Source organism: Nitratireductor sp. PBL-C9 (assembly GCF_050877045.1).
GTDB lineage: Bacteria > Pseudomonadota > Alphaproteobacteria > Rhizobiales > Rhizobiaceae > Nitratireductor > Nitratireductor aquimarinus.
In genome coordinates, this window is sequence record NZ_JBPAXW010000004.1 from 261,766 (window position 1) to 288,174 (window position 26,409).

General features: G+C 62.2%; 27 protein-coding genes and 1 other RNA gene. 14 read left to right on the top strand and 14 right to left on the bottom strand.

Annotated elements, in window-relative coordinates:
* The first annotated feature begins 26 nt into the window (after nucleotides 1-26).
* Nucleotides 27-914: a phosphoserine phosphatase SerB gene (gene serB / locus ACRTG1_RS11140; protein ID WP_432516284.1), complete on the top strand. Its 888-nt coding sequence runs from the start codon at nucleotides 27-29 to the stop codon at nucleotides 912-914.
* Nucleotides 911-1,474: a GNAT family N-acetyltransferase gene (locus tag ACRTG1_RS11145; RefSeq protein WP_432516285.1), complete on the top strand. Its 564-nt coding sequence runs from the start codon at nucleotides 911-913 to the stop codon at nucleotides 1,472-1,474. The genes serB and ACRTG1_RS11145 overlap by 4 nt, the downstream gene beginning before the upstream one ends.
* A gap of 90 nt (nucleotides 1,475-1,564) precedes the next feature.
* Here ACRTG1_RS11145 and ACRTG1_RS11150 read toward each other — a convergent pair whose 3' ends face one another.
* The 7 genes from ACRTG1_RS11150 to ACRTG1_RS11180 form a co-directional block, all read right to left on the bottom strand.
* Nucleotides 1,565-3,064, bottom strand: coding sequence for a DegQ family serine endoprotease (locus tag ACRTG1_RS11150; protein ID WP_432516286.1), 1,500 nt, complete (start codon nucleotides 3,062-3,064; stop codon nucleotides 1,565-1,567).
* Nucleotides 3,065-3,231: 167 nt separating this feature from the next.
* Nucleotides 3,232-3,417 carry a DUF2065 domain-containing protein gene (locus ACRTG1_RS11155; RefSeq protein WP_206543865.1) on the bottom strand — a complete coding sequence of 62 codons (186 nt, stop codon included), beginning with the start codon at nucleotides 3,415-3,417 and terminating at the stop codon, nucleotides 3,232-3,234.
* Between the two features lie 12 nt (nucleotides 3,418-3,429).
* Nucleotides 3,430-4,368, bottom strand: a complete 939-nt coding sequence (gene hflC / locus ACRTG1_RS11160; RefSeq protein WP_206543866.1) for a protease modulator HflC — start codon at nucleotides 4,366-4,368, stop codon at nucleotides 3,430-3,432.
* Complete coding sequence (gene hflK, locus ACRTG1_RS11165; protein WP_206543867.1) at nucleotides 4,368-5,468, bottom strand: FtsH protease activity modulator HflK; 1,101 nt, start codon at nucleotides 5,466-5,468, stop codon at nucleotides 4,368-4,370. Before hflK ends, hflC begins: the two co-directional genes overlap by 1 nt.
* A gap of 147 nt (nucleotides 5,469-5,615) precedes the next feature.
* Nucleotides 5,616-6,110: a dihydrofolate reductase gene (locus ACRTG1_RS11170; protein WP_206543868.1), complete on the bottom strand. Its 495-nt coding sequence runs from the start codon at nucleotides 6,108-6,110 to the stop codon at nucleotides 5,616-5,618.
* 14 nt (nucleotides 6,111-6,124) lie between these two features.
* A complete protein-coding gene (locus ACRTG1_RS11175; RefSeq protein WP_297563842.1) occupies nucleotides 6,125-6,919 on the bottom strand; it encodes a thymidylate synthase in 795 nt (264 codons plus the stop codon).
* A gap of 186 nt (nucleotides 6,920-7,105) precedes the next feature.
* Complete coding sequence (locus tag ACRTG1_RS11180; RefSeq protein ID WP_206543870.1) at nucleotides 7,106-7,417, bottom strand: DUF2853 family protein; 312 nt, start codon at nucleotides 7,415-7,417, stop codon at nucleotides 7,106-7,108.
* Nucleotides 7,418-7,575: 158 nt separating this feature from the next.
* On the opposite strand from ACRTG1_RS11180, the gene ssrA reads away from it, so the two are divergent.
* The 4 genes from ssrA to ACRTG1_RS11200 all read left to right on the top strand — a co-directional run bounded on the left by ssrA (nucleotide 7,576) and on the right by ACRTG1_RS11200 (nucleotide 9,235).
* Nucleotides 7,576-7,943, top strand: a transfer-messenger RNA (tmRNA) gene (gene ssrA / locus ACRTG1_RS11185).
* A gap of 268 nt (nucleotides 7,944-8,211) precedes the next feature.
* Entirely contained in the window at nucleotides 8,212-8,799 is a 588-nt protein-coding gene (locus ACRTG1_RS11190; RefSeq protein ID WP_432516287.1) for an SspB family protein, read from the top strand.
* A 2-nt stretch (nucleotides 8,800-8,801) separates the two neighbouring features.
* The gene (locus ACRTG1_RS11195; RefSeq protein ID WP_206543872.1) at nucleotides 8,802-8,999 is read left to right on the top strand and encodes a DUF4169 family protein; all 198 of its coding nucleotides are present in this window, start codon (nucleotides 8,802-8,804) and stop codon (nucleotides 8,997-8,999) included.
* A complete protein-coding gene (locus ACRTG1_RS11200) occupies nucleotides 8,996-9,235 on the top strand; it encodes a ribbon-helix-helix domain-containing protein (protein ID WP_432516288.1) in 240 nt (79 codons plus the stop codon). The genes ACRTG1_RS11195 and ACRTG1_RS11200 overlap by 4 nt, the downstream gene beginning before the upstream one ends.
* Before the next feature lie 32 nt (nucleotides 9,236-9,267).
* On the opposite strand, the gene ACRTG1_RS11205 is transcribed toward ACRTG1_RS11200, so the two are convergent.
* Together ACRTG1_RS11205 and ACRTG1_RS11210 are read right to left on the bottom strand one after the other, a co-directional pair.
* A complete protein-coding gene (locus ACRTG1_RS11205) occupies nucleotides 9,268-13,140 on the bottom strand; it encodes an AsmA family protein (protein WP_432516334.1) in 3,873 nt (1,290 codons plus the stop codon).
* A 95-nt stretch (nucleotides 13,141-13,235) separates the two neighbouring features.
* Nucleotides 13,236-14,654, bottom strand: coding sequence for an FAD-binding oxidoreductase (locus ACRTG1_RS11210; protein ID WP_206543874.1), 1,419 nt, complete (start codon nucleotides 14,652-14,654; stop codon nucleotides 13,236-13,238).
* Between the two features lie 181 nt (nucleotides 14,655-14,835).
* Between ACRTG1_RS11210 and ACRTG1_RS11215 the strand changes: the two genes are divergently transcribed.
* The 3 genes from ACRTG1_RS11215 (at nucleotide 14,836) to ACRTG1_RS11225 (ending at nucleotide 17,488) form a co-directional block, all read left to right on the top strand.
* On the top strand, nucleotides 14,836-15,324 hold the full coding sequence (locus tag ACRTG1_RS11215) for a thioesterase family protein (RefSeq protein ID WP_206543875.1): 489 nt from the start codon (nucleotides 14,836-14,838) through the stop codon (nucleotides 15,322-15,324).
* Nucleotides 15,325-15,445: 121 nt separating this feature from the next.
* Nucleotides 15,446-17,086: a chloride channel protein gene (locus tag ACRTG1_RS11220; protein WP_113155618.1), complete on the top strand. Its 1,641-nt coding sequence runs from the start codon at nucleotides 15,446-15,448 to the stop codon at nucleotides 17,084-17,086.
* A gap of 171 nt (nucleotides 17,087-17,257) precedes the next feature.
* On the top strand, nucleotides 17,258-17,488 hold the full coding sequence (locus tag ACRTG1_RS11225) for a hypothetical protein (RefSeq protein ID WP_224873487.1): 231 nt from the start codon (nucleotides 17,258-17,260) through the stop codon (nucleotides 17,486-17,488).
* A gap of 2 nt (nucleotides 17,489-17,490) precedes the next feature.
* On the opposite strand, the gene ACRTG1_RS11230 is transcribed toward ACRTG1_RS11225, so the two are convergent.
* Nucleotides 17,491-18,369 (bottom strand): dienelactone hydrolase family protein, encoded by an 879-nt coding sequence (locus ACRTG1_RS11230; RefSeq protein ID WP_206543876.1) that lies wholly within the window; start codon nucleotides 18,367-18,369, stop codon nucleotides 17,491-17,493.
* Between the two features lie 189 nt (nucleotides 18,370-18,558).
* On the opposite strand from ACRTG1_RS11230, the gene ACRTG1_RS11235 reads away from it, so the two are divergent.
* Both ACRTG1_RS11235 and ACRTG1_RS11240 read left to right on the top strand, forming a co-directional pair.
* Entirely contained in the window at nucleotides 18,559-18,972 is a 414-nt protein-coding gene (locus ACRTG1_RS11235) for a MerR family transcriptional regulator (protein WP_206543877.1), read from the top strand.
* A 117-nt stretch (nucleotides 18,973-19,089) separates the two neighbouring features.
* Nucleotides 19,090-21,588 carry an ATP-dependent helicase gene (locus tag ACRTG1_RS11240; RefSeq protein WP_113155622.1) on the top strand — a complete coding sequence of 833 codons (2,499 nt, stop codon included), beginning with the start codon at nucleotides 19,090-19,092 and terminating at the stop codon, nucleotides 21,586-21,588.
* Nucleotides 21,589-21,779: 191 nt separating this feature from the next.
* On the opposite strand, the gene ACRTG1_RS11245 is transcribed toward ACRTG1_RS11240, so the two are convergent.
* Together ACRTG1_RS11245 and ACRTG1_RS11250 are read right to left on the bottom strand one after the other, a co-directional pair.
* Nucleotides 21,780-22,244 (bottom strand): hypothetical protein, encoded by a 465-nt coding sequence (locus ACRTG1_RS11245; RefSeq protein ID WP_113155623.1) that lies wholly within the window; start codon nucleotides 22,242-22,244, stop codon nucleotides 21,780-21,782.
* Nucleotides 22,245-22,458: 214 nt separating this feature from the next.
* Nucleotides 22,459-22,824: a DUF488 domain-containing protein gene (locus ACRTG1_RS11250; protein ID WP_432516289.1), complete on the bottom strand. Its 366-nt coding sequence runs from the start codon at nucleotides 22,822-22,824 to the stop codon at nucleotides 22,459-22,461.
* Nucleotides 22,825-23,085: 261 nt separating this feature from the next.
* Between ACRTG1_RS11250 and ACRTG1_RS11255 the strand changes: the two genes are divergently transcribed.
* Genes ACRTG1_RS11255 through ACRTG1_RS11265 form a run of 3 tightly spaced genes read left to right on the top strand, consistent with a single transcriptional unit; the run spans nucleotide 23,086 to nucleotide 24,751 of the window.
* On the top strand, nucleotides 23,086-23,247 hold the full coding sequence (locus tag ACRTG1_RS11255) for a hypothetical protein (RefSeq protein WP_206544343.1): 162 nt from the start codon (nucleotides 23,086-23,088) through the stop codon (nucleotides 23,245-23,247).
* A 40-nt stretch (nucleotides 23,248-23,287) separates the two neighbouring features.
* Entirely contained in the window at nucleotides 23,288-23,866 is a 579-nt protein-coding gene (locus ACRTG1_RS11260; RefSeq protein WP_236042179.1) for an SCO family protein, read from the top strand.
* 12 nt (nucleotides 23,867-23,878) lie between these two features.
* Nucleotides 23,879-24,751 carry a 50S ribosomal protein L11 methyltransferase gene (locus ACRTG1_RS11265; protein ID WP_432516290.1) on the top strand — a complete coding sequence of 291 codons (873 nt, stop codon included), beginning with the start codon at nucleotides 23,879-23,881 and terminating at the stop codon, nucleotides 24,749-24,751.
* A gap of 39 nt (nucleotides 24,752-24,790) precedes the next feature.
* On the opposite strand, the gene ACRTG1_RS11270 is transcribed toward ACRTG1_RS11265, so the two are convergent.
* Both ACRTG1_RS11270 and ACRTG1_RS11275 read right to left on the bottom strand, forming a co-directional pair.
* Nucleotides 24,791-25,969 carry a GGDEF domain-containing protein gene (locus ACRTG1_RS11270; RefSeq protein WP_283799670.1) on the bottom strand — a complete coding sequence of 393 codons (1,179 nt, stop codon included), beginning with the start codon at nucleotides 25,967-25,969 and terminating at the stop codon, nucleotides 24,791-24,793.
* 192 nt (nucleotides 25,970-26,161) lie between these two features.
* Complete coding sequence (locus tag ACRTG1_RS11275) at nucleotides 26,162-26,341, bottom strand: hypothetical protein (protein WP_113155628.1); 180 nt, start codon at nucleotides 26,339-26,341, stop codon at nucleotides 26,162-26,164.
* Between the last annotated feature and the right edge of the window lie 68 nt (nucleotides 26,342-26,409).

A 26,409-nucleotide genomic window follows, 5' to 3' on the forward strand; every position in this document is an offset into this window, starting at 1 on the left:
CGCCGCTCACTATTCCGGAAACGCCCATGTCCCTCGTCGCCACACTCATCTCTCATCCGGCAAAGCGCGCTCTCACGCCCGCGGTTGCGACTATGGCCATGGAGGCGCTCGATGCAAGCGCCATCGACTGGCTGGGTGAAAACCTGGCCTGCGACATCGCCCTCGCCCCCGGTTCCGATGCCGCAGAGGCCGAAGCACGCCTGCGCACGGCACTGGCCGATGCGCCCATCGATGTCGCGGTGCAGAAAACCGACAACCGGCGCAAGAAGATGCTGATCGCCGACATGGATTCCACCATGATCGATCAGGAGTGTATTGATGAACTGGCAGCAGAGCTTGGTCTGAAGGACGCCGTTGCCGGCATCACGCGGCGCGCCATGAATGGCGAGATCGCTTTCGAACCGGCGCTGGAAGAGCGTGTAGGGCTCTTAAAAGGACTGCCGCTCAACGTCATCGACAGCGTGATCGAAAAGCGCATCACGCTCGCTTCCGGCGGTCCGGCGCTCGTCGCCACGATGAAAGCCGCAGGCGCATTCACCGCTCTCGTCTCGGGCGGATTCGAACAGTTCACCGGGCCGGTCGGCGCAAAACTCGGCTTCCACACGCAGCAGGCCAACCATCTTTTGACCGATGGCGACCGGCTGAGCGGTGAGGTCCGGAAACCCATTCTGGGGCGGGAGGCAAAGGCCGTCGCGTTAAACCGCTTTGCCGCAGAACACGGCCTGACGCCGGACGATGTGCTGGCCGTGGGTGACGGCGCCAATGATCTCGACATGCTGGTTCTGGCCGGCCTCGGCGTTGCCCTCCATGCCAAGCCCGCCGTTGCGGAACAGGCGCGGGTGCGCATCGACCATGGCGACCTCACCGCCCTTCTCTTCCTGCAGGGCTATCGCGAAACGGACTTCGTCACATGACGATTCTTGAGACCGAGCGCCTGATCCTGCGCAACTGGGGCGAGGAAGACCGCGCCTTCTTCCACCACATCAACTCCGATGAGACGATCATGGAGTTCTTCCCCTATCGTCGCAGCCGCGAGGACGCCGACGCAGCGATGGATTTCATCCGCGATGGCATCGAGCAGAACGGTTTCGGCTTTGCAGCGGTGGAACTGAAGGAAACCGGCGACCTTATCGGCTTTGTTGGGCTTCACCGCCCGCGCGGGCTCTCCAACCTGCCCGAAGACGCCATCGAGATCGGCTGGAGGCTTGCGCCTGAATTCTGGGGCAAGGGCTATGTCAGCGAGGCTGCGCGCGCATGGCTCGCCCACGGTTTCGAAACGCTCGGCCTTGATGAAATCGTTTCGTTTGCGGTTGCCGGCAATGAGCGCTCCACCGCCGTCATGCGCCGCATCGGCATGCGCCACGACGCAGCTGACGATTTCGACCATCCCGCCGTGCCCGACACGCACCCCGGGCTGAAGCGCCACGTGCTCTACCGCCTGTCCCGCGCGGACTGGAAAGCCCGGCAGGCATAGCCGGCACTTTTCTCCCCAAATATAAGAGAACGGCCCGGAAACCATCGCTTCCGGGCCGTTTTGCATTGATCTGGCAAGTTTGCCTGAAGATCAGTCCATCCGCAGCGTTACGAAGCGCAGCTCGCCATTCTTGGAAGCCAGCATCAGAAGCGCATTGCGGCGGCCCTGCCCTTTCAGCTCCTCAAGACGGTCCAGCGCCTCCTTCGGCGTAGAGACCGTCGCCTGGGCGATCTCAACGATGACATCGCCAACGGCAACGCCCTTGTCTGCGGCAACCGAATCCTCATCCACCTTGGTGATGACGACGCCGTTCACATCGGCCGAAATCTCATACTGCTCGCGCAGCGCGTCATTCAGCTCGGCCATGTGCATGCCCAGAACGGCGGCAGACGACACGGCTTCACTCTCGCTGGCCTGCTCATCGCCCGGCGTTTCGGTGGAAGCCAGCTTCTCACTGTCTTCAAGACGACCGAGCGTGACCTTCACGGTCTCTTCTTCGCCCTTGCGGACAACGGTGACATCCACTTCCTTGCCCACCGGGCTTTCAGCGACGATGCGCGGCAGTTCGCGCACATTTTCGACCGTCTGACCGTCGAAGGTGATGATCACGTCACCGGGCTGGATCGACCCGTCATCGACCGGACCTCCTTCGATCACGCCGCTCACCATCGCACCCATGGCCTCGTCCATGCCGAGGCTCTCGGCAATGTCGTCGGTCACTTCCTGAATGCGAACGCCGAGCCAGCCGCGACGCGTCTCGCCGAACTCGCGCAGCTGATCGACAACCTTGATCGCCAGCGCCGAGGGAATGGAGAAGCCGATGCCAATGGAACCGCCGGTCGGCGAAATGATCGCCGTGTTGATGCCGATCACCTCACCATCCATGTTAAAAAGCGGGCCACCGGAATTGCCCCGGTTGATGGCCGCATCCGTCTGGATGAAATCATCATAGGGGCCGGAACCAATTTCGCGGTTGCGGGCCGAAACGATGCCCACCGTCACCGTGCCGCCAAGGCCAAACGGGTTGCCGATGGCCATGACCCAGTCGCCGATGCGCATCCTGTCGGAATCGCCAAACGGCACTTCCTGCAATTCGCGCTTGCTCGCATCCACCTTGAGAACGGCAAGATCCGTCTTCGTGTCGACGCCCAGCAGCTCGGCGTCCAGCTTGCCGCCATCGGTGAAGTTTACGACGATCTCGTCGGCATCGGAGATCACGTGATTGTTGGTGACGACGATGCCTTCCTTGGCGTCGATCACGAAACCCGAGCCCAGGGACTGGGCCTGACGCGGACCGCGATCGGCCTCCGGCTCATCCTGAAAGAAATCGTCGAAGAACTCCTGCAGGGGCGAGCCCTCGGGCAGCTTGGGCAGCGGCACCCGGCCGGAGCTTCCGCCACCTGCGGAGCGCGAGGTGGAAATGTTGACCACCGCGCCGGCAAGCCGCTCGGCAAGGTCTGCAACCGAGGCCGGGCCTTCCGCCCGCGCTTCCTGCGCAACGATGACCGGCGTTGCGGCAAGACCTCCAAGCGCAAGGAGAGCGGCCACTGGCGCCACCCGCGTGGCGCGTAAAATCTTGGATGGGGTCATAAAGAGCATTTCTCCAGATGGCTTGCTTGGTGGAACGACGATTGGCCGGAATTCTACGCCCTATGCTGGGCCGATTCCATTAACAGGCGCTTCAAATTTCCATGATTCGCCGTGATTACGGCACGTTTGCGGCCCGCACGGGATTTCCGTACGGGCCGCAAAATGTTTCATCCTCTGACGAGCCAGACCAAGAACACCCCCAGCATCATGGCGGTGATGCCGGCAGTGCGAAGCGCACTGTCCGGCATTTCGAGGACCTGCTCGGCAAGCCTCTTGGCCAGCCCTGGCATGCCGCCGTAGACCAGACCCTCGATAACGAGGACAAGGCCCAGAGCGGCAAGGAAGTCGCTCATGTCGACCGCCGGCTACTGGCCGGCCGTCGCGCCCTGTGCGGCCGGAGCCGCCGGAGCGGATGAGCCCGAGGCACCGCCGGTCGAGTCGTTGAAGAAGCGGAAGAACTCCGAATCCGGCGAAAGCAGCATGGTCGTGCCTTCCGGGTTCAGCGCCTGCTGGTAAGCATTCATCGAACGATAGAACTCGAAGAAGTCCTCATCGCGCGAGAAAGCATCGGCGAAGATGGCGTTGCGCTCTGCTTCGCCCTCACCACGCAGGATTTCCGATTCACGCTGTGCAGCAGCCAGGATCTCGACGACCTCACGGTCGGCGCGGGCGCGGATGCGGGCAGCGGCCTCACGACCACGGGCACGCAGGCGCTCGGCCTCGGCAAGACGCTCGGCCTTCATTCGGTCATAGGTCTGCTGAGAGACCTCTGCCGTCAGATCGGTCCGGCGAATGCGCACGTCTTCGATCTCCAGGCCCAGCGATGCAGCGGCGGGACGCAGTTCGTCGGCGACTTCACGCATCATCGATGCGCGCTCTTCCGAAAGTGCAGCCTCAAAGCCGCGACGGCCATAGACACCGCGCAGAGCGGAGTCGAGACGCGTGCGCAGACGCTGCTCGGCAAGAGCGACGCTACCCGAAACGGCCTGCCGGAAACGGCGGGGATCGCTGATCGAGTAAGCGATGAAGGCGTCCACTTCGTAGAACTTGCCGCCCGAGACCTGAACGCGGATGTCGTCAAGGTCGAAGCGCAGGATGCGGTCTTCGATGATCTGGACGTTGTCCGCTTCGAGGAAGCCGAACGGAAGTTTGAAGTAGAGACCCGGCTCGGTCTTCACATCGACGATTTCACCGAAGCGAAGAACGATGGCCTGCTGGCGTTCATTGACCACGAAGATCGACGAATAGACCAGGAACAGGATGACCGCGCCAATGACGACGAGAATGGGGAAACGGTTGGACATCAGTTGCTCCCTCCCGCAGTCGTGCGCGGCTGCGATTGCTGGCGAAGTTCAGGCAGCGGCAGATAGGGCACAACGCCCGAACCGCCATCCTGGCCGACAATCACCTTGTTCGAGCCCTGAAGCACGTTTTCCATGGTTTCGAGGAACAGCCTCTTGCGTGTCACGGCCGGGGCCTTTGCGTACTCGTCATAGACGGAGACGAAGCGCTGTGCCTCACCTTCGGCTTCCTGCACGACGCGGTTTTTATAGGCCGCGGCTTCTTCGCGGATCTGGGCCGCTTCACCACGGGCCTGACCGAGCTGCTGGTTGGAGTACTGGTTGGATTCCTCAACGAAGCGGTCTTCGTCCTGCTCGGCGCGCTGCACCTCGTCAAACGCATCGGCCACTTCGCGCGGCGGCGCAGCGTCCTCGATCGACAGGGCGTTGACCGTCAGACCCGTGCCATATTCGTCAAGCGCGGTCTGGATGGTCGTGCGCACATCCTCGGCAATGCCCTGACGGTCATCACGGAAGATGTCCTGAGCCGGCCTGCGACCGACAACCTCACGCATGGCGCTTTCGGCAACCTGGCGCAGGGTTTCGTCGGGATTGGCGACATTGAACAGATAGGCTGAAGGATCGGCAACCTGATAGGCGACGGAGAACTTCACGTCGACGATGTTCTGGTCACCGGACAGCATGAGACCGCTGGACGTGCCGCCCCGCGTCTCACCAATGTCCACCAGACGCTCGGCGACCGTGGCCTTCTCGACCGTTTCGATCGGCCACCAATGGAAGTGCAGGCCCGGCTCGGAGAGTTCCGGCTTCGGCTTACCGAAACGCAGTTCCACCGCCAGTTCGTCCGGCTGAACCGTGTAAACGGATTTGAACAGCCACAGACCGGCCAACGCAACGAGCACCAGAACGATCATGGCCGGGCTGACGCCACCGCCACCGGGCAGTGCGTTCTTCAACCGGTCCTGTCCGCGTTTGATGATCTCTTCCAGATCGGGCGGAGATCCCTGCGGTCCGCTCGGCCCACGCGGTCCCTGGTCCCAGGGCCCCCCGTTATTGCCGCCGCCCCAAGGGCCGCCTCCGCCACTTTGATTGTTCCAGGGCATTCGTGTTCCTTTTCTTGATCCGGGCTCCGGCCCAAAGGCCAGCTCTCCCATCCGGTCAGTTATAGGTAGCGGCAAATCCCCTTTCAACGCGGCAGCCCGCCGCGTTCCCTGATCTTTGCAGGGAAAAGAGTGCCTTGCCCAGCCTGTTCAGCGCCGTTGGTAGACCACATAGGTTGTGGCGTAAACGTCCTTTTCGCCTTCGGGCACGTCCTCACGCGAGACTTCTTCCCAGATTTCCGGGTCGATTTCGGGAAACACCGTATCACCGTCGATCTCGGCATGCACATGCGTGACATGCAGACGGTCGGCCATCTCCATCGCCTCGCGGTAGATCTGCCCGCCGCCGATGACGCAGACATCGGCCTTCGCATCGCCACCGCCAGCCAGCGCAAGCGCAACGGCAAGCGAAGAGACGCATTCCGCCCCTTCAGCCTCGTATCCCGCCTGCCGCGTGATGACGATGTTGCGTCGTCCCGGCAACGGTCTGCCGATGCTTTCCCAGGTCTTGCGCCCCATGACCACGGGCTTGCCCGTGGTGATCGCCTTGAAGCGCTTCAGATCGGTCGACAGCCGCCACGGCAGGTCGCCCTCGCGGCCGATCACACCGTTTTCGGCCATTGCCACAACCAGTTCGATGCTCATCGCCCCCTCCCCGCTCAAACGGCAATCGGCGCACGGATCGTCGGATCCGCGACATAGCCATCGAGACGGAAATCCTCAAAGCGGAACGCAAAGAGATCCGTCACATCCGGGTTCATCCACATGGTGGGCAAGGGCTTGGGCGTGCGCGTCAGCTGCTCGCGCGCCTGATCGAAATGGTTGGAATAAAGATGGGCGTCGCCCAGCGTGTGCACGAAATCGCCGGCGCGCAGCCCGGTCACCTGGGCGACCATCATCGTCAAAAGCGCATAGGAGGCGATGTTGAAGGGCACGCCCAGAAAAATGTCGGCGGAGCGCTGGTAGAGCTGGCAGGAAAGCCGCCCGTCGGCCACGTGGAACTGGAAAAGGCAGTGGCATGGCGGCAGCGCCATGGAATCCACCTCGGCCGGGTTCCACGCCGACACCACGTGACGCCGCGAATGAGGATTGTCGCGCAAACCTTTCAGAAGATTCGCGATCTGGTCGATATGCCCGCCATCCGGCGCCGGCCAGGAGCGCCACTGCGCACCATAGACGGGCCCCAGATCGCCATTCTCATCCGCCCACTCATCCCAGATGGAAACACCGTTTTCCTTCAGGTAGCGAATGTTGGTGTCGCCCTTCAGAAACCAGAGAAGCTCGTGAATGATCGAACGCAGATGCAGCTTCTTGGTGGTGAGAACGGGAAAGCCTTCTTCCAGATCAAAACGCATCTGATAGCCGAACACGCCGCGCGTGCCGGTTCCCGTGCGGTCGTCGCGGTCGACACCGTTTTCGAGAACATGGGAAAGAAGATCGAGATACTGGCGCATGGCTGTCCGATTCGGGCTGGCGTTATCGCGCCATCATAAAGCAGCCACCTGCCACGAAAAGTGCGCGCCACAGGGTTTGGCGACGCCATCCACATACGCCGGCGCACATTCGGGCAACAGGGTTAAAGGGAAAGCCGCCCCTCCCCCCGGCAGAAAGAGGCGGCGAAGTTCAGCGAAGCCGGAACCTCAAAGTTCGGAAAGCTGACCCAGATGCTTCGCAACCAGATAGTAGAACGTCACGCGGCTCTTGGACCGGTCGCCAGACATGGTTTCGCACACGGTCTCGATCACGGCATCGCATTTTGCGGCGTCGGTCTGTCCGAGCTTCTTCATGCACCAGCTGGTGCGAACGCGGTCAAGCTCGCTGGAATCGCTGCAGGAGACCAGGGAGGAATCCCTGTTGCGCAACGCGATGCCAAGATGCTTCACGATCTTGTTGACGACTTCCTCACTCGCGGTGGCATCGTATTTGCGGACATCCGCAAGATAATCGGCCATGATCTTTTCCCTCACTTTTCAACGTGGGTACGCTTCCACAGAAACGGCCGGACATCACGCAACCTGTGCGTTTGCCAAAGCCGCCTCACACCAAAAAAGACATTTATTATAGGTTGACGTTAAGTCAATGTGAAAACCCCACGGGTTTCACGCGAAGACCCCTTTTCTTGCGAAGGCCGGGTCACTATATTCGCTGCGTCGGCTTGACCGACTATGGCGATAAACTGCCGGTGAAATAAGCCATTCGGACCCGGGGGCAGTGCCCGGCGCCTCCACCACAAACCGCCGCAGGGCTCCGGCCCGAGGGCGGCTTCTGATGGGGGCGAAACAGGATCGACGAGGGTGTAAAGATCGGACTTTCGCTCGGCATGATACCACCGTTATCGGGTCAAACTAGTAGTTGCAAACGACAACTATGCGGAGGCACGTCTCGCTGCTTAATGCAGTGCGACAGCTTCACTTGAACTCCTAAGGGTTCGCACCTTTAGGCGGGGTCCGGAGGCACCTGGCAACAGAAGCCTCCACTCTTGCCCCGCTCTCGACCTCTCCTTTCAATCTCCCCTTCCCTGCATCGACATTCGCGCGCAGACAGCGAAGCTGTCAGGCAATGTCTCCGGCGCAGTGCAGCGTCCCGCAACGATTGTCTGCAATACAGACAAGAGGGCCATGGTTGAAAAAACTGGTCTGTCAGGCGGGTGGGAGCGTGCGAACAGACATAAGCCGCCTTTTGCCGGTTTACGTGAGCACGGTCCTTGATTAGAGGTAAGTCAAAGATTCAACAACCGGTTCGCAGAATGGCCGAAGACCGCATTAGATACGATATTCTCGCTCAGGATGCGCTGCGTGGCGTCATGCGCAAAGTCCTGACTGAAGTTGCGCGCACGGGGCTTCCCGGCGAGCATCACTTCTTCATCACCTTTCTGACCAATGCACCCGGTGTCCGTGTATCGTCACGCCTGCGTGAACGTTATCCCGAACAGATGACAATCGTGTTGCAGTATCAGTACTGGGACCTGAAAGTCAGCGAGACGGGTTTCGAAGTGGGCCTCTCCTTCGCCGATGTGCCGGAAATGCTCAGCGTTCCCTTCTCTGCGGTGCGCGGGTTCTACGATCCGTCCGTGAATTTCGAGCTCGAATTCGATGTGAAGCCCGAGCAGGAAGACGCTCCCAGCGCCGAGATCACCGCGGTTCACACCGATGGCGACGAGGCGGATGAGGGATCGGCGAAAAAGGCCGGCGCAAGGAAAGCCGCCCGCAAGCCGAAGAAGAAGGAAAAGACCGAAGCGGATGCCGAGACGGCAGCCGATGAGGCAGAAGACGACGCCGGGCCGGGGAACAAGGGTGCGGAAGTGGTTTCCCTGGACGCCTTTCGGAAGAAGTGACGATGGGCGAGCTGGTCAATCTTCGCCAGCGCCGCAAGCAGCGTGCGCGTGCGGAAAAAGAGCAGCGCGCCGCCGAAAACCGCATCCTGCATGGCCGCAGCAAGGCCGAGCGCATGCGCGATGAGAGCGACAGATCGCAGACCATCGCGCAGCTGGACGGGCACCGGCTCACCGGTCGCCCGGAACGCGATCCCAAATGAGCGGAATTGCCAAGCGTTCGGTCAGCATTCGCGGCCACCGCACGAGCATTTCCCTCGAAAAACCATTCCTTGAGGAACTTGAAGCCATAGCCCGGCGGCAGAACATGCCGCTGGCCACGCTGATTGCCGAGGTGGATGAGAACCGCAGCGCGGACAACAATCTGTCCTCCGAGCTTCGCCTCCATGTGCTGCGTGATCTCAAGGCGCGTCTTGAGGAAACGAACGACAAGGCATGAGAGCCTGCCGGGAGAATTGAGCGGCGACCGCTCTACTGGCCACCGTCCAGAAGTTCGCGCAGACGATCCGCTGAAAGATCCTTGGCCCGGAAAAACTCCGACACCGCATCAGGCGTATTGATGCCGCCTGACGGCGGCTCAAGCGGCGCACGCTCGATCTCTGATGCGGAGCCATTTCCAGAAGGAGCCGGCGCGACACGCTGCGTACGCTTAAGGGCTTCGGCGGCGCGAGCGGCTTCCGCCTCGCGGCGGCGGGCCTCTTCAGCCTCCAGCCGGGCCGCTTCCTCGGCTTCACGGCGGCGGGCCTCTTCCGCCTCACGCGCCTTGCGCTCCGCCTCTTCAGCCGCGCGGCGCTCGGCCTCCTCGCGCTCCAGCCGGAGTTCGCGCTCAAGCCGCTGCCGCTCGGCTTCGGCCTGCTCGCGCTTGACCTCAAGCTCTGCGAAATAACGCGCTTCACGGCGTAGGCGCTGCTTCTCCAGAAGCACCGACTGCATGCGCTCCACACGCACCTGCTCGCGCTCAAGCGCGCGCTGGGTGAGATACTGCGCCAGAGGTTCGACCGAAAGCCCGGAACCAACAAAGCCGAATGGCCCGGAGGCAACCACCTCGACACGCGGCTCCGCCCCCACCACCGCATCCACACCGGGATCGAAGACCAGCGCGCCATCGGTGGAGACTTCCATCTTCTGCAAATCGGCCGTGGCCGTCGTGCTGAAGGTCGCGCCATCCGTCGCCAGTTGCACGGGCGGCGTGCGCGCCATGCCGCCGGCAATGGTGAAGGCGAATTCCGTTTCGCCTGCGGAAAACTGTCCTTCGCGGATCAGCCGCGGCGCGAAAGCCTCGGTCTTTTCAAGATCGATCCCATTGCCCACCGCATCGGCTTCTTCAAGGATCTGCGGCAGCGCCTTCGGGTTCAGCCCATTGATGACCAGATCCTTCAGCGTCGCGGAACCGGAGCCCGTCAGGGCCGCCGCCATCGCATTCACGCTCTTGCCGCTGGCGGTCACGCTGGCGCGCGCGCTCATGCGCCCTTCCAGGCTGCCCTGCGGCATCAGCGTATCAAGCGCCGTGTCGTTGAGACCGATCTGCGCCGAAAGAAGCCCGGTGCCTGCATTGTTTTTCAGCGTGGCAAAGCCTTCAACGGAACCATCGAACAGGGACGCCTTGAGATCGGAGACCGTCAGCCCCTCATCGTCCAGCCTGAGTTTCAGGCGCGCATCGCGGCCAGCCGAGAGAAATCCCGTCCAAAGCGCATCCGTGCGCAGGTCGAGATTGGCCGAGAACGGCAAAGACACGTCGTTGCCGAATGGCGCCTGCGGCCATGCCCCGTCTTCTTCGCCCGAAAGCACGTCCGGCCCCATGACGAGTTCGGCAGCCGGTGCGAGATCAAAGCGCGTCATGGTGAGCGCGCCATCGATATGCGGCTTGCCGCCATCGAGCGCGATGTTCAGATCCCCCGTCACACCGCTGCCGGCCACCTCGCCTTCGAGATCGGTCAGAACGGCAAGCTTCTCGCTCCATTCAAGATCAGCGGAAAGCGCAACGGGCATGCCAAGCCCGAAACCGGGCAGAACCACGCCGCCAACGGCAAGCCAGGTTTCAATGTCATCGCTGACAAGCTTCACCTCACCGTCGAGCGATGGCGCGGAAAGCGCATTGAGCGCCTGCCCCTTGAAGGAGGCGACAAGCCCCTCGCCCATCACCCGCGCCTGCCCGTCAACCGTATCGGCCAGAGAGCCTTCGGCCGAAAGCTCAAGCCGCGCCTCGCCGACCAGACCAAGCGGCAGGGCCGGAATGCCGGCCAGTCCATAAAGAACGGCGGCTTCGTCGTTTCGCGCCGTCAGCGAGAGCTTGAAATCACCGCGCGCCAGATCGTCCTCTGCACCGCTGTCGGAAAGCGAAAGGCTCAGATCCGTGCCGCCGGCAACGCCTTCGGCACTGACGGCGATGCCCATGGTTTCATCGCCATTCTCGGCGGCACTGGCGACGAGGTTCAGCTCGGCGTCCTGAAGCAGACCGGGAAACGCCTGAACGCGCTGCGCCAGCGCCCTGAAGACACGGTTCTCGGGAAAGCGTCCCGCCAGCGCCAGAACCAGCTCGCCAAGATCGGTCGACAGAACCGTCGCATCGACCTGCCCCGTGGGCATGCCTGCAAAATTGCGCAACTGACCGGTCGCGCTCAGCTGCGCGCCGGCGAACCCGCCGAGCGTCAGCCGGTCAATTTCCAGAACGCCCTCGCGCAGGCGAAGTGCCGTGTCGAGCGTGTTGGCCTGCATGCCCAGCGCCGCCACCGGGCCGGCCTTGATGTCGAGATCCACATCATGGCCCGAAAGCCGGTTCACGCCCGCATCGCTGACAAACAGCGACATGAAGGCCTGAATGCCTTCCAGATCGAGCGCCTCGCCGTCGAGCGTCGCATCGAGCCAGGGCTTTGCGTTCTCCGGCTCCCGGCGCTCGACGCGTCCGTTGAAACGCGCGTCACCCAGGATGAGTTCAAGCCCCTCAAAGGTCTGCGCGCGGCGCGAAAGCGCCACATCGGCGCTGAAACCCGCAGCCGGAAGACGGCGGATCGCATCGTCCACATCGCGCGAAACCCAGGCGGCAAAGCCCGAGGGCTGGGCGATTGCCAGAAGCATGTGCCCGTTGAAGCCCAGTTCTTCATCCGTCGCCAGAAATCCGTTCGCCTCGAAGCGCGTGCGCCCGGGAAGTGTGGCCGCAACGGACCCCACCGCCCAGCCGCCCTCGGCGGGTTCGGCGCGCAGTTCGATGTTGCGGATGGTCGTGTCGCCGGCAACGATCGCCGGCAGGTTGATTGCAACCTCGCCCGGTATGGTTGGCGAAGGCACGGCGCGGATCAGTGCGGCAAACGCCTCAAAACGCCTGGCTATATCCAGACCGCCCGACGCGCTGTCGCCGTCATTCTCGCCGTCGAAACGCAATTGCGCGCCGTCGGCTGAAATGAAGAAGCGCGGTTCGCCGCCAAGCTCCAGACTGGCCCGCCCCTCGGCGGTGTAAGGCGCGTCGGCCGGCCCCGTCTCGAAACGGAACTGCTCGACCGCCAGACGGTCGTGGCGCAGGTCGAAGAGACCCGTCAGCCGGTTGGTGGCGGCGGCACTCGTCAGCGCCAGCGGCCGCTCGGCCTCCTTGCGCAGCCTGGCCATGGCCTCATCGGAATAGGTGTTGAGCGCAAAGGCGCCGTCATAAAAGGCGGCCCCTTCCTCAATCCGCGCCTGTCCATCGGTGGCGAGCCTGACCGGCAGGTCGTCCGGCAGCGCCTCGAAACGCACCCGCATGCGGCCATCATCGCCCAGCGAGCCGGTGGAAACGGAAACGCGCATCGGCATGTCGTCGAGCGAGAGCGTTCCGCCAATACGCCACGGCCCGGCCAGACTGCGGGCGGAAAGCTGCGCATCGATGTCGGTCAGTTCGTGCTGACGCCCGCTTGCCGCATGCGCCAGCGTCACCGAGCCATCGACGATGGAGACATTCTCCAGCGTCACCTGTCGCGCATCGAACGGCCCGGACGGACGCACCGCCCAGTCGATACCGCCATCGGCGGCAATCGCGATCTGCGCATGCGGCCGCGTGAGCTGCATGTCGAAGATCAGCACCTCGCCGCGCAGGAAGGGCGCAAGCTCCGCATGCATGGAGAACTCGTCCACCGTCATGCCCGGCGCCTGCGGCGTCTTCCCGGCCACGACGACATCGGTGAAGGTCAGAGACGGAAACGGCAGAAGCCGCGCGCGCGCAGAGCCTTCCACCCGGACTTCACGGCCAAGCACCCGCCCCGCCTCACGTTCGAAGGCGGAGCGATAATGGTTCCAGTCGATGAAATAGGGAGCCACCAGCGCCGAGGTCAGCGCCAGCACCACAAGTCCACCGAAGAATACGAACAGCCGGGCCAGTTCCGTCTCCTAAATATGCGTCCTCAGCCCCTACACTATGCGTATTTCAGTGGCGTTAAAGGGGCTAACACCATGCATGGTCGCACAAATCCGGCTTATGTGCGCCTTGCCCCGATGATCTTGCCCGGGTTCATGATGTTGTGCGGATCGATGGCTTCCTTGACCGCGCGCATCACGTCCACCGCGTCGCCCAGCTCCTCTTCGAGGAAGCGCATCTTGCCCTGGCCGATGCCGTGTTCACCGGTGCAGGTGCCGTCCATGGAGAGGGCCCGCCGGTTGAGACGCGCAACGAAGGCTTCCGCCTGCTCGATCTCCTTCGGATCGTTCATATCCATCAGAACCAGCACGTGGAAATTGCCATCGCCCACATGGCCGATGACCGTGGCGATCAGGCCCGATTCGGCGATGTCGGCCTCGGTCTCGACAATGCATTCGGCCAGCCGCGAGATCGGCACGCAGACATCGGTGGAAAGCCCCTGCGCGCCGGGGCGCAGCGCCACGCACGCCCAATAGGCGTTGTGACGCGCCTTCCAGAGCTTCGTGCGCTCCTCGGCAACGCTCGTCCACTGGAACGGCCCGCCGCCGAACTCCTCGGCGATCTCGCCAAAGGTCTCGGCCTGTTCCTTCACGCCTGCATCGGTTCCATGGAATTCCAGGAACAGGCACGGGCCTTCCGGGTAATCCAGATCGGAATAGGCGTTGATCGCCTTCATGGCGAGGCCGTTGACGAACTCGATGCGCGCCACCGGCACGCCCATCTGGATCGTCATGATGACCGCCTGACAGGCCGATTCCACATCCGGGAACGAGCAGACGCCGCCGGATACCGCCTGCGGAATGCCGTAGAGCTTGAGCGTCATCGCCGTGATTATGCCGAGCGTGCCTTCGGAGCCGACCATGAGCCGGGTCAGATCGTAACCGGCAGAGGTCTTGCGGGCGCGCCGCGCGGTGGTGATGAGACGCCCGTCGGGCATCACCGCCTGCACATTCACCACATTGTCGCGCATCGTGCCGTAGCGCACGGCGTTGGTGCCGGAAGCGCGCGTCGAGGCCATGCCGCCAAGGCTGGCGTTCGCGCCCGGATCGATCGGGAAGAACAGGCCCGTATCACGCAGATAGTGGTTCAGATCCTCACGCGTCACGCCGGGTTCGACCGTGCAGTCCAGATCCTCGGCGTTGACGGCAATGATGCGGTTCATGTTCATGAGATCGAGCGAAATGCCGCCGGCCGGCGCATTCACATGCCCCTCAAGCGAAGAGCCCGTGCCGAAGGGAATGACCGGCACGCGATGCTCGGCGCACAGGCGCACCACATCCTGCACCTCTTCCACATTGTTCGGCGCGAACACGCCATCGGGCAATTGCGCGGGAATATAGCTGGTCGAGTGGGCATGCTGCTCACGCACCGAATGTCCCGTCAGCAAACGCTCGCCATAGCGCTCCCCGAGGATCTCAAGAACGCGGGCAATGCCCTCTTCGTTGCGATCCAGCTTTTCCAGTTCCGCCAGCGCCATGCCTGTTCTCCAATTACCTGGTCCAACCCTTCGCGTGGTCCAACACTTGTCCAGCGGGGTGGTTTTCGTTTCTATCCGAATCTGCCGCAATAAAGCACCTTTACAGGCAGTTTGGATCAATTTGGGTGACACAAACGCCGCAGGTCCGAAACAGTCCACAGGCCAGAAATACGGAAGAACAATGCCAGACAACGCGCCCTACACTTCCCGCGTCTTCGAATTGCAGAAAGACTGGATCGATTTCAACGGCCATCTGAACATGGCCTACTACACCGTGCTCTTCGACCGCGCCTATGAGGAAGTGGGGGAGAGCCTGGGCATGGGCGCGCACTATGCGGCCACCCGCAGGCTCACCACCTACACGGCGGAAATCCATCTTAGCTATGTGCGCGAACTGCATCTCAGCGACCGGGTGCGCGGCACCTACCAGCTGCTCGACCATGACGAAAAGCGGCTTCACTCCTATCAGGAGCTGCGCCACGCCGACGAGGGCTGGCTGGCGGCCACCTGCGAAACCATGACGCTTCACATCGACATGTCGGGGCCGAAGGTCACCCCCTTCCCCCGTGATGTGCTTGAGCGGGTCGAAGCGATGCGCACGCTCCACGCGACGCTCGAAACACCCGCCCGCGCCGGCCGGTCAATCGCAATCCGCCGCCGAAAGAGCTAGATCGCCAGCGTCCCTTCGGACGCAAAAGGCCGATCTAAACTATTGATGGAGCACCGGAATAGCCGAATACCGGATTCCACTTTCCGGTCCGATGCTTTAGGCTCGGGAAAACGGGGCAGGCATGTCGATTCTCAGGCTGATACAGCGGCTTCCGCAAATTCTGCGGACGTGGATTGAACCAAACGTCAGCGCGTTCCTCAACGCGCGCCTGCCGCTTGTCTGGCTTCTGTCGCTGTTTCTCGGGCTCGGCGTCGCCATTGCCGCAATCATTTTCCGCGAGCTGATCGGCGTCTTCCAGCTTTTCTGGCTCGGCACGCGTTCGGAGCGCGTGTTCACCGCCGCCCTGTCGCTGCCCTGGTACTGGATCGTGGCCGGCCCCACCGTGGGCGGGCTTTTCGTCGGCCTGCTGCTCACGCGGCTTGAAGCGCGCCGCACCGGCGCGGTGGCCGACGTGATCGAGGCGCGCGCGCTTTCCGGCCGCAGCAAGCTTTCCTTCCGCGAAGGCATCCTGTCCGCATTCATCACCGCGCTTTCGCTCGGTTCGGGCGCAAGTGCGGGGCGCGAAGGGCCCGTGGTGCATCTGGGCGCAGTGCTTGCCAGCGCCATCGCCTGGCGCGCAAACCTGCCCGAATGGTGCCGGCGCACATTGCTTGGCGCTGGCGTTGCAAGCGCCATCTCCGCCTCGTTCAACGCACCCATCGCCGGCGTCCTGTTCGCCCATGAGGTCATCCTCGGGCATTACGCCATGCGCTCCTTCGTGCCCATCGTCATCGCCTCGGCGGCGGGTGCGGTGGCCTCGCGCCTCTGGTTCGGCAGTTCGGCTGCCTTTCTGGTGCCCACCCACCAGATCACGTCCTTCTGGGAGTTTCCGGCCTTCGCGCTGCTCGGCGTGACCGCCGCCGTGGTCGCAATCCTGTTCCAGTTCTCGCTCTTCGTCTCCGACTATGCGGCGCGCGGCGTGCGCATTCCCTTATGGACGCGCCCCGTGGTCGGCGGGCTCATCGTCGGCGGCATGGCCGTGGTCTTCCCGCAGATCCTCGGCGTCGGTTACGAGATCACCGACATGGCGCTGTGGAACCGCCTGCCGCTCATGACCATGCTGGCGCTCATCGTCGTCAAGACGGCCGCAACTTCCATCACGCTCGCCATGCGGTTTGGCGGCGGCATCTTTTCCCCAGCCCTCTTCCTCGGCGCGCTCACCGGCGGCGCGTTCGGCATCATCGCCGCCGCAGCCTTCCCCAACATGGCATCGAGCGAAGGGCTCTACGCCATCCTCGGCATGGGCGCCGTTGCCGGAGCCGTTCTCGGCGCCCCCATCTCCACCACCGTCATCGTGTTCGAACTGACCGGCGGCTACGAGCTGTCCATCGCGCTCCTGCTCACCGTGGCGGTGGCGCATGGCATCACCCAGGCCATTCACGGCCATTCCTGGTTCCAGTGGCAGCTGGAGATGCGCGGGCTGTTTCTCGTTGAGGGGCCGCACAAGACGCTCGGCCACATGACCCGTGTGATGGATTTCATGGAGCCGCTGCCGGAGGATGAGGAACCTGTGGCCTTCGACCCGGAAACGGGCGCGCCGGCGCTCAAACCGACCGACACGCTGGAGGCGGCGCTGCGCGCCTTCGACAAGGGCGGCTACGACCGCCTGCCGGTGGTCGATCTGCAGGATCCGGGCCGCGTCATCGCCTTTGCCAGCCATGTGCGGGCGCTGCGTTTCTTCAACCGCGCGCTGGTGGACATCAGCGAGGAAGAACACCGATAGTTCTTTTGCGCCAGAGACTTAAAGGGATAAGGACTGGTTAAAGGCTCCGTTAACCATAACGCCAGCGGCCAGATCTTTGCACAAGTTTAACCATGTCGCCCGCTTGAAGCGGCCCCTCCCCGCGCAGACCATCGCCTGAAACCAGTCGATTCGTAGGCGGCGAGAAGCCAGTTGTTGAACGAGGAAGCCAGAGCCCTGTCGGAGAGTCTCGCGCATTCGCACGAGATCTCCGATTATGATTTCTGGCGCGCGCTCAAATCCATCGAGGACGAGCTCTACTGGCTGGAGCGCAACCGCAGGCCCATTCCCATCGATCTGATCTATGTACGCGCCATTGTGCGCACCGCGCGCCAGAAACGCATTTTTCTGGACTTCGATCCCCTGCCCTTCGGCTCATACTGAAGTCAGGTCAGGTTCTCCTTCAGAAACGCAATCGTGCGCTCCCAGGCCAGTTCCGCCGCAGCACTGTCATAGCGGGCTTCGGACGTGTCGTTGTTGAACGCGTGGTTCACCCCTTCATAGACATGGATGGTGAAGGTCTTGCCCGCATCTTCAAGTGCGGCCCGATAAGCGTCGATGCCCGCATTCACGCGCTCATCCAGCCCGGCATAGTGCAGGAGCAGCGGTGCTTCGATCCGCACCACATCTTCCGCCGCCGGCTGCGTGCCATAATAGGCGACGCCCGCATCCAGTTCGGGATCGGCAACGGCCAGATTGTTCACCAGCGCCCCGCCCCAGCAGAAGCCGATCACGCCCACCTTGCCGGTCGTGGCGTCATGGCCTGCCAGAAAAGCCTGCGTGGCCACCGCATTGCCCACCGTCTGATCGCGATCCAGTTCGCCGAACAGACCGCGCGCCTTGTCCTCATCCTCCGGCGTGCCGCCCAGCGGTGAGAGGAAGTCCGGGGCAAGCGCCACAAAGCCTTCCAGCGCAACACGCCGCGCCACATCGCGGATATGCGGGTTCAGGCCGCGGTTTTCGTGAACGACGATCACAGCGGGCAGTTTCTCGCCCGCATCCGCAGGCCGCACGAGATAGCCCTTCATCTCGCCGCCCTCACCCGGATAGGTGATGTCTTCGGCTTCAAGGCGTTCGTCATCGTCTGCGACCATGGCCGCGCGGGCGGAATTTGCCGCCAGCAGAGGCGCGATGGCGGCCGCAGCTGCACCCGATCCGGCCAGTCGCGTCAGCCTGTTCATGAAGGCGCGGCGGTCGAGGGTCAGATGGGTGTATTCGTCATAGGCGTCGATCATCGCCTGGGTGATCTTCGGCTGATCCTGCATGAATTCACTCCCATTTCGTTGACTGGTTCCCGCCGAAGTCCAAGGTAGGGCCAGCCGGGAAAACGTCCATTCACGCCCGCGTGAACCAATTTTCTCTTCGCCCGCCCCCCGTCTGGCTTTCCCCCTTGGCCTTTCGCAGAAGACCGGCAATACCTATATAGACTAGAGATTTTGAAGGAGCCGCGCGGCATGTGGTCAATTGGCGAACTGTCGAAACGGGTGGGCGTGAAGGTGCCAACCATCCGTTATTACGAGGAAACCGGGCTGATCGAACCGCCCGAGCGCTCCTCCGGCAACCAGCGTCGCTATGGAAAGCAGGCGATGGAGCGCCTCGCCTTCATCCGCCACGCCCGCGACCTGGGGCTGGGCATCGACGCAATCCGTTCGCTGATCGAACTGAGCGGGCATCCCGAAAAACCCTGCGAAACGGCGGACAGCATTGCCCGCGAGCACCTTACCGAAGTGCGCGAGCGCATTGCCCGCCTGCAAAGGCTGGAGCATGAGCTCCAGCGCATCGTCGACAGTTGCGACAGCGGCTCGGTTTGCGATTGCTATGTGCTGCGGGCGCTATCCGACCATTCACTCTGCGAAAGCGAGCACTGACGACGCTGTTCCCCCGCTTTTTGCCGGCTTGGCACCCCCTTGGTTCGTGAGGCGCAAACCGGTACAAATAGAAAACATCCATGGGCTATGCCCCCCGAATCACCATAAGCAGGTGCGATGTCCGGCTTTCCTGATGATATTCCGTTCTTTGACGAGGACGAACCCGCCCCGACGCCCCCGGCTGCGCAGAAGCCTTCAGGCATCGCAGCGCGCGCCATGGCTGCGCGCACGGGCGGACCCGACACACGCTATCTCGATGCGCTCAATCCCGAGCAGCGGCTGGCGGTGGAAACCACCGAAGGCCCGGTTCTGGTGCTTGCGGGCGCGGGCACCGGCAAGACACGCGTTCTGACCACGCGCATCGCGCATATTCTGGCCTCCGGCCGCGCCTATCCCTCACAGATCCTGGCCGTGACCTTCACCAACAAGGCCGCGCGCGAGATGAAAGTGCGTATCGGCACGCTGGTCGGCGAGGCCATCGAGGGCATGCCATGGCTCGGCACCTTCCACTCCATCGGTGTGAAGATCCTGCGCAAGCATGCCGAGCTGGCGGGGCTCAAAAGCTCCTTCACCATTCTCGACACCGATGACCAGATCCGCCTCATCAAGCAGATCATTCAGGCCGAAGGGCTGGACGACAAGCGCTGGCCGCCGCGCCAGTTCGCGCAGATGATCGACGGCTGGAAGAACAAGGGGCTGGCACCAAAGGAAATTCCCGAGGGCGACGCCCGCGCCTTCGCCAATGGCAAGGGCCGTGAACTCTACACCGCCTATCAGAACCGCCTGAAGACGCTCAACGCCGTCGATTTCGGCGATCTCCTTTGCCATCCGATCCGCATTCTGCGCGATCATCCCGATGTGCTTGCGGACTATCACCGTCGGTTCAAATACATTCTGGTGGACGAGTATCAGGACACCAACACCGCCCAGTACATGTGGCTGCGGCTGCTCGCCCAGCGCCCCAAGAGCACGGAACCGGTGAACATCTGCTGCGTCGGTGATGACGACCAGTCGATCTATGGCTGGCGCGGCGCGGAAGTGGACAACATCCTGCGCTTCGAGAAGGATTTCCCCGGCGCTGCCGTGATCCGGCTGGAGCGCAATTACCGTTCCACCAAGCACATTCTGGGCGCTGCCTCGCACCTCATCGCCAACAATGAAGGGCGGCTTGGCAAAACGCTCTTCACCGAGCATTCCGACCCCGACGATCCCAAGGTGAAGGTGCATGCCGCCTGGGATTCGGAGGAAGAGGCCCGGGCCGTGGGCGAAGAGATCGAGGCGTTGCAGTCCAAGGGCCACGCGCTCAACGACATCGCCATCCTCGTGCGCGCCTCCTTCCAGATGCGTGAGTTCGAAGACCGCTTCGTCACGCTGGGGCTCAATTACCGCGTCATCGGCGGACCGCGCTTCTATGAGCGCCTCGAGATCCGCGACGCCATGGCCTATTTCCGCATCGTCGCGCAGGCCGCCGACGATCTGGCATTCGAGCGCATCGTCAATGTGCCCAAGCGCGGGCTGGGTGAAGCCAGCGTGCGCCAGATCCACGATGTTTCGCGCATGCGTGAGGCAACGCTCCTGCAGGCCGCACGCGATCTGGTCGGCACCGAGGAGATGAAGCCAAAGCCGCGCGCCTCGCTGCGCACGCTGGTGGAGAACATCGAGCGCTGGCAGAGCATGCTCGACCGGACGCCCCACACGGAACTGGCCGAGATGATCCTCGAGGAATCCGGCTACACGGAAATGTGGAAGAACGACCGTTCGGCAGAAGCGCCGGGACGGCTTGAAAACCTCAAGGAGCTGATCCGCTCCATGGAGGAATATGAGAGCCTGCGCGGTTTTCTGGAGCATGTGGCGCTGGTGATGGACGCCGAGCGCCATGAAGAGCTCGACGCCGTAAGCCTGATGACGCTGCACTCGGCCAAGGGTCTTGAATTCCCGACCGTGTTCCTGCCCGGCTGGGAGGAAGGCCTCTTCCCGCATCAGCGCGCGCTTGACGAAGGCGGTCGCTCGGGCCTCGAGGAAGAGCGGCGGCTGGCCTATGTGGGCCTGACGCGCGCCAAGAAGAACCTGCACCTGTGGTTCGCCTCAAACCGGCGTATCCACGGTCTGTGGCAGTCGACAATTCCTTCCCGCTTTCTGGACGAGCTTCCCGAAGCGCATGTGGACGTGGCCGAAGAGAGCAACAGCTATGGCGGGTATTCCGTCGGCCAGCCCGGCCGGCCCAACCCCTATGGCAAATCGCGTTTCGACGACCAGAGCGTGTTCTCCAACAGCTACGCGACGCCCGGCTGGCAGCGCGCCCAGAAGAACCGCACCGACGCAACCGCGCGCAACTGGGGCAATCGCTCCGGCCATCAGGTCGAGCGCATCGGCTATGGCGAGGCGGATTCGGGCTATGGCGCGGGGCGCGGCTCGGTGAAGGGCCGTGTGATCGAGGGCGAGCTGGTCGCCAGATCCGTGTCCGAAAAGCCGTCCACCTTCAAGGTCGGCGACCGCGTGTTCCATATGAAGTTCGGCAATGGCAATGTCTCGGCAATCGAGGGCAACAAGCTCACCATCGATTTCGACAAGGCCGGCCAGAAACGCGTTCTCGAAGGCTTCGTGAAGCCGGCCTAGACCCAGCGGCAAAATCGGGAAACGGTTTTCCGTCCAGAATTTCGTGAAAACAGGAACAAGGGGTCAGGTGGAATCACCTGACCCGCAAAATGCGCGGCCCCGACGGGAAGCGAGCGTTTCGGTTTTCTGGAAGGAGCAAACCCGGGCGGCTGTAAACGCACTCACCCGGCCCGCAATGTGTGCGCGCTGCTCTAGGCAGCCTTTTGCGGATCGACGTAGACGAACTTGCCGTCTTCATTTTTCTCGCGGGTCAGAATGCCGTTGCGGGCATGGCGCGAGAGCGGGCCTGAAAAGGCGTTCGACTTGTAGCGCGTGCCAAACTGGCTCTGGCAGTGGGCGACGACATCGCCAATCGTGCGCGGCTCGCTGAAGAAATCGCCTTCAAGCAGCTCATTCAGCGCCGCGACCGCGCCCCTGGCGCTGTCGGTGGTCGTCTTCTTGCGTCCGGGACGCGGCGTGTTGCGCACAATGTGCATCATGCCCGGTCCGGCAATGTATCCATCGATACCATTTTCGGACAGGCCGGCAACCTGACCGTCGCGCTGGCCCAGAACAAGCTCCACGACGCGCAATTGCACCGCTTCAGACTCGAACTTGTTCACCGCCTCGGAAAGCTCGGCAAGTTGCTGCTTTAACTTGTCAAAATCCTTGATCATAAAATCCGCCCCGATGCCGCAGCTGCCCAAAACAAGCGCGCTGCCTGAACACATATGTCTCTGTCTGTATGAATGAAGTCAAGAGAGAGCCCCTGCGTATACGCTAAAGGCAAACAGGTTTCATTACCGGCTCTACTCTTTTTTACAAGAAACAGTCATTTGCGAAAAAGTACAATGGCAGGTTGCCGTTTTCAGAATTCGTATACTTTTTCCCTCAGCCATCCGTGCTTTCTTGAAGAAGATTGCGGATCACAGCCGCCTGATTGCGCTCACGGTCCCGCGCCGAGAAAAGCAGCGTCACTGGTCCTTTCCGCGCTTTTTCACGCAAGTCTTCGAGAAGATCAGGCTGCGCCTTCAATTCAGCGCAATATCTGTTGCAGAACGTGTCCCAGCGCTCCGGCTGATGCGCAAACCACCGGCGTAGCTCGTGGCTCGGCCCGATCTGAGGCCGCCAGCTTTCAAGTGCCGCGCGCTCCTTGCTGACGCCGCGCGGCCACAGCCGGTCGACGAGGATGCGCGCCCCATCTTCCGGCTCGACAGGATCATAGATCCGCTTGAGACGAATGCCCGCAATCGACATTGCCCGGTCTCCTGCTGATTGGCGATACAATCATCCACACCCGATGATTGAAGATCAAGGACACCATTTCCTAGCCGTGAATGCCTATTGTGTTCCTGCGGGCCAGAAACCCGCGCAATGCCTCCAGGCAAAACACCTCAACCCCGCAGTCCTCCCGTCGCGCTCCCGGCGACGGGAGGTTCCCTCCCCTTCCGATTTTCTGCACAGGCTTGCGACAAGATGGGCTTTGCGTCCGGCAGCGCATTTCGCCTATCATGGGGCATGAAAACAAACGGCTCCAGGCCTTTGGCCAACTGGATCGTGATGGGCGCGGCAGCATTGGTTCTTGCCGCCCTGACCGGTCTTGTCTTTGCCATGTGGCTGGAAAACGGAGCCGACATCTTTCTCGCGCTGGCCCAGTCCGGGCTGGCCTGGTGCCTCTGACACCGCCTTTCAGCGCTTTCTTGTTTCCGGGTGAACTTCAATGATGCGATCCATTCTTATCGGCATTCTCGCGGTCATGGCCGTGGGCGTCGGACTTCTTACCTTCCAGTGGTACCAGCAGCAGAATTCCGGCAGGGCCTTCGGCGTGCCGTTCGAACTGGTCGATCAGGATGGCAACACCATCACCGAGGCCGCCTTCAGGGGCGGGCCGCGCGTCGTCTTCTTCGGCTTCACCCATTGCCCGGAAGTGTGCCCCACCACGCTGTTTGAACTGGATGGCTATCTGGAAGAGCTTGGCGAGGAAGGCGAGGAGATCGAGCCCTATTTCGTTTCCATCGATCCCGAGCGCGACACGCCCGAAGTGATGAAGACCTATCTCTCCAACTTCTCCGACCGCATCACCGGCATCACCGGCGATCCCGAGAAGGTGGCGGCCATGGCCAAGGGCTTCTCCATCTATGTGCGCAAGGTCGAGCTTGAAGGTGACGACTACACGATGGACCACACCGCATCGATCCTGCTGCTCGACAGCGATGGCGACTTTTTCGGAACGATCGCCTATGAAGAAAATCGTGATACCGCAATCGCCAAGCTGAAGCGTCTGGCGAACGAAACCTGACATCGGAAATCCATGGGCCAGACACGACTTTTCCTGACCGCTCAGCGCGAACAAGCCGAAGCGATCTTTTCTATCCTCGATACCCGTTTTGAAGAGGATGGGCTGCCGATCAGCATCTTCGAACCGGAAGAAGACAGCGGGATCTTCCAGATCTCCGTCTACACGGAAGACGATGTCGACCAGCTCGAAAAGCAGGTTCTCGAATGTCTGGCCGACATATCGCCCATGCCCGCGCTGGAGCGCGAGACGGTGCCGGACATCGACTGGGTCAGCCATTCGCTGGAAGGGCTGCAGCCCGTCCGCGTCGGGCGCTTTCTGGTTCATGGCAGCCACGACCGGCATCTGCAGCGCATCGGCGACATCGCCATCGAAATCGATGCGGGTCTCGCCTTCGGAACCGGCCATCATGGCACCACGGCCGGCTGCCTTGAAGCGATTGCCGATGTCCTGAAATGCGAGCAGCCGCGCAATGCGCTGGATCTGGGCACCGGCAGCGCCGTTCTGGCGATTGCCGTGGCCAAGGCCGCGCGCATCCCGGTTCTGGCAACCGACATCGATGACATCGCCACGCAGGTCGCCCGCGCCAATGTCCAGCTCAACGGCGTCACCAGCCTGGTCGACACGCAGACGGCGCCGGGCTTTCACCACGCGATCTTTGCCCAGCAGAAACCCTTCGACCTGATCGTGGCAAACATTCTGGCCCGGCCGCTGATGGGCCTTGCACCGGCCATGGCCCGGCATCTCACGCCGGGCGGCTCGATCATCCTGTCAGGCATTCTCGAGCGTCAGCGCCGCGCCGTCATCGCGGCCTACAGCGTTCAGGGCTTCCGGCACATTCGCACGCAGGCGCGTGAGGGCTGGGTCACCATTCACATGAAGCGCTAGGGTCAGGAAAGCGGAACCCGGCACCGCCCGGGTTCCCTGTCAGCCCAGGGCGCGACGTCTGTCTTCCCCTTCGGGCACATCCGTCGCATAGCCGTTTCGGCCGGAGCGCTTGGCGTCGTAAAGGGCGGCATCGGCGCGCGTGAGCGCTTCAAAAAGCCCCTCGCTTCCCACCGGACTCCACTCGGCAATGCCGATGCTGACCGACAGAGGAATGCGGCTCTTGCCGGCAATGAACGGTGTCGTGGAGATCTGCTTCACCAGCATATCGGCAATCTGCGCTGCATCACGCATATCCGTCGCCGGCAGTATGGCGCAGAACTCATCACCGCTCACACGGGCCAGAATGTCCTTGCGGTGCAGACCATTGCTCAGAATGCCGGCGATATGCACGAGGCAGGCATCCCCGGCATGATGGCCGAATGTGTCGTTGATCTGCTTGAAGGAATCGACGTCCAGCATCATCACCGAAACGCACTCCCCCTGCTCACGCCCCCTTCTCTCGACCCGCCGTGCGCGGTTGCGCAGCCCACGGCGGTTGGGCAAATCCGTCAGGTCATCGCGGCTGGCGAGATCAGCAAGTGCGGAGCTCAACCGGTCGATGGTCATCAGCAGGAAACCGAGATTGAGAACACTCGTTCCCAGAATGTTTGCCACCAGCAGCCATGGCGCAAACGCGTAGTACCCCGCATCGGACAGAGAACCGGAAATCCGGGCAAGATTGGACGCAATCTCCAGAACCTGACCGGAAAGCGCAATGCCGGCAGCAAAGGTCGCCACCGTAGCGCCGAGCCGGACGGGCCGTCTTGTCGCGAGCACGAGCAACAGCAGTGATGTCGGCAGCGCCTGAAGCAGCGCAAAAACGACATTCTGCACGGCCCGGTCAGGCCCCGCCATTTCCGCCAGAACCGCGCAGACGACCGCATAGGCGGCTAAAAGTCTCCAGCGCGCGCGGCCGTCATAGAACACAGCCACGCCCTGAAGGATCGTCGCGAAGCCGCATCCGATGAAGACCATGCCGGCCACTGTGGCAACACCGACCGCTCCATTCGCATCAACTGTGAGAAGAAGCCCGCCAATGCTGGTTCCGACCAGCGCTGCCAGCCAGTACCGCGCGGCAGCGATCTCCCGGTAAACGAAGGCAACGGAGGTCCAGACCACGATCAGCCCGAGGGAGTTCAGCAGAATGATGATGTAGAGGGTCTGGAAATCAAGTTGCATGGTTCAGGCCAACGATGGTCATGAAGCTTCGCGCCGGCAAACAATAAAACCCGGCAGACTTCCGTCTTCCTTACATGGAAGCGGAAAGAACACTTTTAATATGCCGGCGAAATTCTCAAGGATGCTTAACAAAAAACAAAAACCCCGAAAGCAGAGCTTCCGGGGTTTCGGTCAAACGCTGTTACCAGCGGATCAGAACATGTGCGACACGCTACGGCTGCGCTTCAGCTCTTCACGGTTGTAGCCGTGAGCACGCAGGGTCTCGTCGTCAAGCATCAGAAGCGCGCCGTTGACATAGCTCCGGACCTGCTTCTGACGAGCTTCGATCAGCGCGTCGAATGCGCCGCGGAAAAAGCCACGCTTATTGGCCATCTGAGTTCTCCTAAAAATCCTGCGAAGGATGTTCCCTCGCCCGTGGCCCTGTAGATAGGCCTGTCTTT